At 61.5% G+C, this 9,406-nt stretch carries 1 protein-coding gene; it reads left to right on the forward strand.

Annotated elements, in window-relative coordinates:
• Positions 1-7: 7 nt before the first annotated feature.
• Positions 8-9,196, forward strand: coding sequence for an amino acid adenylation domain-containing protein (locus VJ464_23735; protein ID HKQ08158.1), 9,189 nt, complete (start codon positions 8-10; stop codon positions 9,194-9,196).
• Positions 9,197-9,406 lie beyond the last annotated feature (210 nt).

Consider the following 9,406-nt stretch of genomic DNA (forward strand, 5'->3'; position numbering starts at 1 on the left):
GAGCGAGTTGCCGCTGTCGTTCGCGCAGCAGCGGCTGTGGTTCATCCATCAACTGGAGCCGGAGAGCGCCGCTTACAACATCCCGATGGCGGTGCGGCTGAGCGGCGAGCTTCAGCTCGCGGCTTTGGAGCAGAGCCTGGGAGAGATCGTGCGGCGGCACGAGGTGCTACGGACGCGCTTCGAGCTGCGGCAGCAACAAGGCGTGCAGGTGATCGAGGCCGAAGCTCGGGTGCGGCTGCGGCTGTGGGAACTCAGCCAGTTGCCGGCGGCGAGCAAGGAAGAAGTGGCCGGCGAGGTGGTGCGGCAGGAGAGCGGGCGGGGGTTTGATCTGCGAGGCGGGCCGGTGCTGCGGGCGGCGCTGCTGCGGTTGCAGAGGGACGAACATGTGCTGGTGGTGGTGATGCATCACATCGCCAGCGACGGCTGGTCAACGGGGGTGCTGGTGAGTGAGTTCAGCCGGCTCTACGAGGCTTATAGCCAGGGGCGGCCGTCGGCTTTAGAGGAGCTGCGGATACAGTATGCCGATTACGCGGTGTGGCAGCGGCAGTACTTGCAAGGCGCGGTACTTGACGAGCAACTCTCCTACTGGCGCGAGCAACTGGCTGAGGCGGCGGTGCTGGAGCTGCCGACGGATCGGGTGCGGCCGGCGGTGGCCAGTCACCGCGGCGGCAGCGTCGGCTTGCGCCTGAGTGCGGAGCTGACGCAAGGGTTGCGGCGGCTGAGCCGGCAGCAAGGCGTGACGATGTTTATGACTTTGCTGGCCGCCTTCAAGGTGGTCTTGAGCCGCTACAGCGGCCAGCGTGAGATCGCCGTCGGCACGCCCATCGCCGGTCGCAATCGCAAAGAGACGGAAGAGCTGATCGGCCTCTTCATCAACACGCTGGTGTTGCGCACCGACATGTCAGGTGACTTGAGTGTGCGGGAGTTGCTGGGGCGAGTGCGGGAGACGGCGCTGTCGGCCTACGCCCATCAGGAGGTGCCCTTCGAGCGCCTCGTCGAAGAGTTGCAGCCCGAACGCAGCCTCAGCCACGAGCCCCTCTTCCAGGTCATGTTTACCTTCCGGAGAGTGGTGGAAGCGGAGGCCAGGCTGGCCGGCATCAGAGTAGAAGATATTGCTATAGAAGAGGCGGCGGTGAAATTCGACCTGGAACTGGGGATGGTCGAAGCTGGCGGAGAGATCAGAGGAAAGCTGGAGTATGCCCAGCAACTATATGATGACAGCAGGATGGAGCGCATGGCCGGACATCTGGTGCGGCTGCTGGAGCAGATGGTTGCCGACGGATGCATAACAGTGGGTGATCTCAAGCTATTGAGCGAGGCCGAGAGGCAGCAACTCCTGGAATGGAACAGCACGCAGCAGGAGGATGATCACAGCCAGAGCATCGTTGAGATGATTGAGCGGCAGGCGCTGACGCGCCCAGACGCCGTGGGCGTGGTCTTTGAGGAGCAACACCTCAGTTATGCACAGCTAAATATTCGCGCCAACCAGCTGGCCCACCACCTGCGGAGGTTAGGAGTTAATCTCGAATCTCGCGTTGCAATCGTCGTCGAGCGCGGCCTCGATATGGTCATAGGCTTTCTCGGAACTCTCAAGGCCGGCGCGGCCTATGTGCCCCTTGATCCGAGTTTTCCGCGCGACCGCTTGCTATATACTCTCGAAGACTCCGCGGCACCCATCCTACTCACCCAGCAAAAACTCCTGTCCAACTTGACCGGTCTGGAGCGACAGGTCATCTGTCTCGACGCGGATTGGGAGACCATTTCCGGCAACTGCGAAGATAACCCGCAAAGCGGCGTGTTACCGGAGAACGCTGCGTACGTCATCTACACCTCCGGCTCAACGGGCGTGCCTAAAGGCGTGCTTGTTCAACACCGGGCTCTGGCTAATTACATAACCTGGGTGGTGCGCGAGTATGACTTCAAGGAGAGCGACCGGCTGCTTCAATTCGCATCGCCGAGTTTCGACACCAGCGCAGAAGAGATTTATACAACGCTGGCGGCAGGGGCAACGCTCGTCTTACGCACGGACTCCATGCTCGGCTCACCGTCTGATTTCGCGCGTCAGGTGGCACGTTGGGAAATAACGATTCTCGACCTGCCTACAAGCTTCTGGCACGCATGGGCAGAGAGTTTCACCAGCGGCGTCGCGCCGGGACCGGCCATACGCCTCTGCCTGATCGGCGGGGAGGCCGCTTTATATGAGCCGCTGGTTAAGTGGCATGAGACGGTCGCCGAGGGCGTCCGCCTGGCGAACTGCTATGGGCCGACGGAATCAACGATTGCGGTGACGCAATGGTCTGTGACGGCAAGCCGCGCCCTGACCTTCGACATCAACAACGTGCCCATCGGCAGGCCGGTGACCAATGTCCAGGCGCACATCCTGGACCAATTTCTAGAGCCCGCACCCATCGGGGTGATCGGCGAGCTCTGCATCGGTGGCGCCGGGCTGGCACGAGGCTACCTCAACCGATCTGACACGACGGCCGAGAAGTTCGTGCCGGATCACCTGAGCGGCGAGGTGGGGGGGCGACTTTACCGGACTGGAGACCGGACCTCGTATAAAGCGGATGGCAACATTGAGTTCTTGGGCCGCGTGGATAATCAGGTCAAACTGCGCGGGTTCAGAATCGAGCTGGCCGAGATTGAAGCGGGGCTGATCCAGCACCCGCAGATCCAGCAAGTTGCCGTCGTCTGCCGCGAAGACAAAGTTGGCCAGCCTCGTCTGGTCGCCTACTTCGTCGCCGGGCAGAAGCTCAGCGCCGACCACCTGCGCAAATACCTGCAAAGCAAGCTGCCGCCCTATATGTTGCCTGCGGCCTTTCAGCAGTTGCCGCATATGCCGCTGACCACCAGTGGCAAGATCGACCGGCGCGCATTGCCCACGCCGGAACTCCAGAGGGCCGGCTTCGTCGGGCCGCGTAACCATGTTGAAGAGGTTCTTTGTGACGCCTGGGCCAAACTGCTCGGGCTCGGGCAGGTCGGCATCACTGACAATTTCTTTGAGTTGGGCGGCGACTCAATCCTCAGCATTCAGGTCATCGCTCGCGCGCGAGAAGAAGGGGTTCACCTGACCCCGAAACAGTTCTTTCAATATCAGACCATCGCCGAACTGGCCGAGGTGGCAGAGCTTCGCCTCAGGCCGCCAGCAGAGGCGGAAGTGCCAGCCGGCCCGGTGGCGCTGACGCCCATCGAGTACCTGTTTTTCGACTTGAATCTCCAGCGCCCGGATCACTACAACCAGTCTGCAATGCTGGAGCTAAAGCCGGGGGTCGAAAGCGGCCTGCTCGAACAGGCGGTGGAAGCCGTGTTACAGCACCACGAGGCGTTTCGCCTCCGGTTTGAGCGCGATCATGGTCAATGGCTGCAATGCTACGCCGAGGCCGCCCTGCCCGCACGGTTCTCGCGCCATGACCTGTCGCGGCTCGGGGTCGCCGAGCAGCGTACGCGCATGCAGGAAGATGCCGCCCGGACGCAGGCGAGCCTGAATTTGCGTGAAGGGGCGCTCGTGCGGGCCGTCGAGTATGACCTGGGAGTCACCGGCAGGCGGTTGTTGCTGGTCATTCATCACCTGGCGGTTGACGGCGTGTCTTGGCGAATCCTGCTTGAAGACGTGGAGAAAGCTTATGAAGATCTGGTGGCCGGGCGGGCCGTCAAGCTGCCGGCTAAGACCAGTTCCTTAAGGAGCTGGGCGCAGAGGTTGCAGCAGTACAGCCGCGAGGATGAGCTGAGACAGCAAGCGCCCTATTGGTTGAGCCCTGGATGGGAGCGCGCCTCGATGCCCACGCCGGTCGATGATGAGCAGGCGGAGAATACCGTGGGGTCCGCCCGCACCCTGTCTGTATGGCTCACCGCGCAGGAGACCCGGGTGCTGATGCAGGAAGTGCCTTCGGTCTATCACACGCAGATTCATGAGGTGTTGTTGACGGCGCTGGGGCGGGCCTACCAGCGTTGGAGCGGCAACGAGTGGATGCTCATCGACCTTGAAGGGCATGGTCGGGAAGACCTCTTCGATGACATCGACGTGTCGCGGACAGTGGGGTGGTTCACATCTATATTCCCCGTCGGCCTGCGCCTGGCGAGCGGTGACGCCGGCGAGGCCCTCAAGCAGGTGAAAGAGCAGTTGCGCCGCGTGCCTGGGCGCGGCATCGGTTATGGCGTGCTGCGCTATCTCGGCGTAGACGAGGACGTCAAGCAACAGCTGCGCGACCAGCCCCGCGCGCAAATCAGCTTCAACTATCTCGGGCAATTTGATCCCTTGTTTCGAGAGTCCAGGCTGTTCAAGCCGGCCGCCGAGGGCGCCGGGTCAGCCAGTTTTGCGGCCGAAGAGCGGCCCTACCTGCTCGACATCAACGGGCTGATCGTCAACGGGCAGATGCGAATGGATTGGACCTACAGCGAGCACAAGCACCATCAAGCGACGATCAGAGAACTGGCCGCCGGCTTCATCGAATCGCTGCGCGAGCTGATCCAGCATTGCCAATCGCCGGAGGCGGGCGGATATACGCCGTCGGATTTCCCCGACGCGGCTTTCTCGCAAGACGACTTGGACAGAGTTGTTGTGCAACTCGGCGACGGGTCGCCAAACAAGCGGATCGAATCGATCTATTCGCTGTCGGGCATTCAACAGGGCATGTTGTTTCATTCCTTGTTTGCGCCGGGCTCGGGAACTTATGTCGAGCAGATGAGCTGCCGCCTTCAAGGAAAGCTGGACCTCGAAGCGTTCAAGCGCGCCTGGCAGACGCTGGTCGACCGTCATGCGATACTCCGCACGTCCTTCGTGTGGGAAGCGGTCGATGAGCCCTTGCAGGTCGTGCACGAAACCGTGGCTCTGGACTGGAGGGTGGAGGACTGGCGAGGGATGCCACCGGCCGAGCAGTCGCAAGCGCTTGAAGCCTTCTTGCGCAATGATCGGCAGGAGGGCTTCGATTTTCGGCGGCCATCGCTGATGCGGGTGGCGCTGCTGCGTTGCGCGGAGCAGGCGTATTACCTGGTTTGGACTTGCCATCACCTATTGCTGGATGGCTGGTGTCAACAGGTGCTTATCGAGGAGTTGTTCACCTGTTACGAGCAGTACACTCTGGGTAGCGAAGTGGCGTTGGATCAGCCGCGGCCATACCGCGATTACATAAGATGGCTAAGGCAACAAGACGTGAAACCGGCCGAGAGCTTCTGGCGGGATGAGCTGCGAGGCATTACCGCTCCGACGCCGCTCGTCTGGGATACGGCCATCAAGCCGGAGCAAGAGGGAGAGAGCCGCGAGCAGGGCATCGCGCTCGATTTCGATGAGACCCGTGCGCTAGAGGAGATGGCAAGAGGGCTGCAAGTGACGGTCAATACCGTCGTCGAGGCGGCGTGGGCGCTCGTTCTGAGCCGGCACAGCGGGCAAAGCGACGTGGTGTTCGGCGCGACCGTGTCAGGGCGAAGCGCGCCGCTCAAGGGAATTGAAAGGATGGTCGGGCCGTTGATCAACACGCTGCCGGTCAGGGTGCAGGTGAAGCCGGATGAGACCGTCCGCTCCTACCTCAAGCGGGTGCAAGAACGGCAAGGCCAGGCCGTGGAGTTTGACTATACGCCGCTGATGCGTGTGCAGGGGTGGAGCGAGATGGGCCGCGGGGCACGATTGTTCGATTCGCTCTACGTCTTCGAGAATTATCCGGTAGATGGCGGAATAAGGGAGCGCGCCAGGGCGCTGTTGCAGATCGGCGATGTCAAGAACTACTCGCGAACCAACTACCCGCTAGCCGTGATGGCGTCGCCGGGCAGGAGCCTGCACATCAAGATGATTTATCCGGACAGGCGCATGGAGCCGGCCGAAATAACCCGTGTGCTTGAGCAGATGAAGCACCTGCTCAAGGGGATGGTCCGCGATGCAGAACAGTATGTCGGCAGCCTGTCGCTGTTCGATGAGGCGTGTGCCCAACAACTGCTCATTGAGTGGAATGACACCGGCTTCCAATGCCCTCAGACCAGATGCATACACGAGCGATTTCAAAGGCAAGCCGCGGCCTGCCCTGATGCCGTGGCCGCGGTCAGCGACGAAAGCCGGATCAGTTACGGAGAATTGAACCGCCGCGCCAACCAGTTGGCTCATTCCCTGAGGCGGCGGGGCGTCGGCCCCGAGACGCGCGTCGGCATCTGCCTCGGCAGGACGCCCGATCTGCTCGTCGCGTTGTTGGGGGTGTTCAAATCCGGTGGCGCGTATGTCGGGCTAGACCCCAATTACCCCCGCGACAGGCTTCGCCACATGTTACATGATGCCGGCGCGCATGTGCTGCTGACCGCGCAGAGCTACGCGGCAACCACCGGCGAGCTGCCGGTTGAGAATGTCTACCTTGACCGCGATTGGGAGTCAATAAACCGGCAGAGCCGTGACAATCCCACAGCGATTAGCGATGCTGATAACCTTGCCTATGTAATTTACACCTCTGGCTCGACCGGAGGCCCCAAGGGCGTGCCGATCACTCACCGAAACCTCGACCCTATCCTGCAATGGAGCCAGAAGTACTTCGGCCTGGGCGTGCGCACCAGGACTTTGCAAAACCTTTCACCCGCTTTCGACTTCGGAGTCTTCGAGCTTCTCACGACGCTGATCTTCGGCGGGACGCTCTACTTTCTTGATAAGGACATGGTCAGTAGCCCATCACAGTATTCCGACTTCATCGGCGAGCACGCGATCAACACCATTCACTCGACCCCGACTTTCTTTAGAGAGTTCATCGCCGCCGGGCGCGCACTCGAATCTGTGCAGACTATTCACCTGGGGGGTGAGCCGCTGACGGACAGCCTGGTCGGTGAGATACTTGGCAAGGTAGACGACCAGTGCCTTCTGTACAACGGCTACGGCCCCACCGAAGCCTCCGTGAACTGCTCGATTTTCAAAGTCGGCAGGCCAGTAGCCAGCGATCAGGGCGGCCCCACGGGAATGCCGATAGGCCGTGCGACGGCGCACAACACGCTTTACATCCTTGACGACAGTTGTGCCCCCGCGCCCATGGGTGCGCCAGGAGAACTTCATGTCGGTGGCGACGGCTTATCGTCGGGGTATTTGAACCGTCCTGACTTGACGGCAGAAAAGTTTATCCCAAACCCGTTCGCCAATGAACCGGGCGCACGACTCTACAAGACGGGAGATCGGGTGCGTTATCGATCTGACGGGAACGTCGAATTCCTTGGCCGCATCGATCAGCAGGTGAAGGTGCGAGGCTATCGCATCGAGCTGGGAGAGGTCGAGGCGGCGGTCAACGGGCAAGCGGGAGTTAAGCAGAGCGTGGTGGTGGTGCGCGAGGCGGCGGGGCGCGGCCAGCATCTGGTCTGCTATGTGGTCGCCGAGGCGAGCCAGCATCTGAGCTTCAAGCAGTTGCGCGAGCAGTTGAGTCAGCGGCTGCCGGATTATATGCTGCCGTCGGTGTTCGTCGAATTGGCGCAGTTGCCGCTGACGGCCAACGGCAAGCTCGACCGCAAGGCCCTGCCCGCGCCAGCCAGCAGCTTGGAGCCGGCAGACCTCTCGCAAGCGCCTCGCAGCCCCGTCGAGCAAGCCCTCTGCCGCATCTTCGCCGAGACCCTCAGGCTCCCGCAGGTCGGCATCCATGATAACTTCTTTGAGCTAGGCGGCGATTCGATTATTAGCATTCAAATCGTCGGCAAGGCGCAACGCGCGGGATTGGCGATAACGCCGAGGCAGATCTTCCAGCACCCGACGATTGCCGAGCTGGCTGCGGTCGCCGGCACCACTAAACGCCTGCCCGCGCCCCAGGGACGCGTCTCTGGCGCTGTGCCGCTGACTCCCATTCAGGCGCGCTTCTTCCGCCAGCAACGTCGTGATCCCCACCACTACAACCTGTCTGTGGTGCTGGAAGGCGCAACCCGAATTGATCCGCTCACCTTGCAAGCAGCGCTCACCGCTCTCTGCGCGCACCACGACCAGTTGGGCGCCAGGTTCTGGTGCCAGTCGGGCCAGTGGTACCAGGAGACCGGCAGGCAACTGCCGGCCGGCTTCCTTAAATTCCTTGACCTCTCATCCCTTGACCAGCCGGCGCAGCAGCGCGCCTGGCGCCAGGCAGCGGCTCAGATGCAGGCGAGCCTGAGCTTGGAGCAAGGCAGGCTGCTGCGCGTTGGCTTTTTCGATCTCGGCCGGCAGCAGGCACCCAGAGTGCTGATCGTGGCGCATCACTTGGTGGTTGATACGGTCTCCTGGGGAGTTCTGCTGGAAGACCTCGAACTACTCTACGGCGGGCTGAGGCGCGGCCAGGCAGTGCAGCTACCTGAGAAGACGACTTCCTACCAGCAGTGGGCGGCGGGCCTGGAAGAGTACGCCGGCCGCGGCGATGTCGAGATACAGGAAGGGGAGTATTGGCGGGGTGTGGCGCGTCAGCGTAGCCAGCGGCTGCCGCACGACTATGAGGAAGGAGACAATACGGGCGAGTCCGCCGCGACGGTGACGGTGGGGCTGAGCCAGGAGGAGACGCAGAGGCTGGTGCGGGAGGCGGGGAAGGCTTTCGGCAGCGAGTTGCAGGAGGTGCTGGTAGGTGCGCTGGTCGAGAGCTTCTGCGAATGGAGTGGGGGGAGTGGCGTGAAGGTAGAGCTGGAAGGGCACGGGCGAGAGGAAGAGGTGGTGGGAGTTGACCTGACGCGGAGTGTGGGATGGTTCACGAGCGTCTACCCGGTGTGGATCGACAGGCAGGCAGGAGAGTGGCCAGGGCGGCAACTGGAGCGGGTGCGGGAGCAGTTGCGCAGGGTGCCGCAACGCGGCATCGGTTATGGGATATTGAGATACTTGAAAACAGGCAGCCCTATAGCGACTGAGTTAGATCAAGGGGGACAAGGGGAGATATGTTTTAACTACCTCGGCCAGTTTGACGCGGTTATCAATCAGGATAGCTTCTTCCGCCTGATCGGAGGGCCGCAGGGCTCGAACCGAAGCCCGCATGACTTGCGGGAGTACACGTTTGAGATCAACTGCTGGATCAGCCGTGGGCGCTTCCAATCTGAATGGGCTTACAGCCGTAACCTGCACCGTGCCGAGACCGTGGAGCAACTGGCTGAAAGTTTCATTGCCGCCTTGCGCGGCGTCATCGCAGATAGAAACAGTAGGCGAGTAGAGCAAGAGTCTGAGTTAAAGGTCTCAGGCTTTGATGTAAATGACCTGGACAGCATCCTCGCGGAGATTAAAGTAGCCTCCAGAATCACAGGCTCTTGAGTGGGGCATCAAGCCGCTAGAAGTCAACCCGACAGAATATCCTGACCTTCAAACAAGCAAAGCAATGATAGACAAGACGAACGTAGAGGCAGTGTACCCGCTAACGCCCATGCAACAGGGGATGATCTTCCACTGCATGCAGGCCCCCGGCTCGGGCTACTACATTCTGCAAGGCCGCTGCGTGCTGAAGGGCGAGCTGGATGTGGCCAA

The organism is Blastocatellia bacterium, assembly GCA_035275065.1.
Classification (GTDB): Bacteria; Acidobacteriota; Blastocatellia; order UBA7656; family UBA7656; genus DATENM01.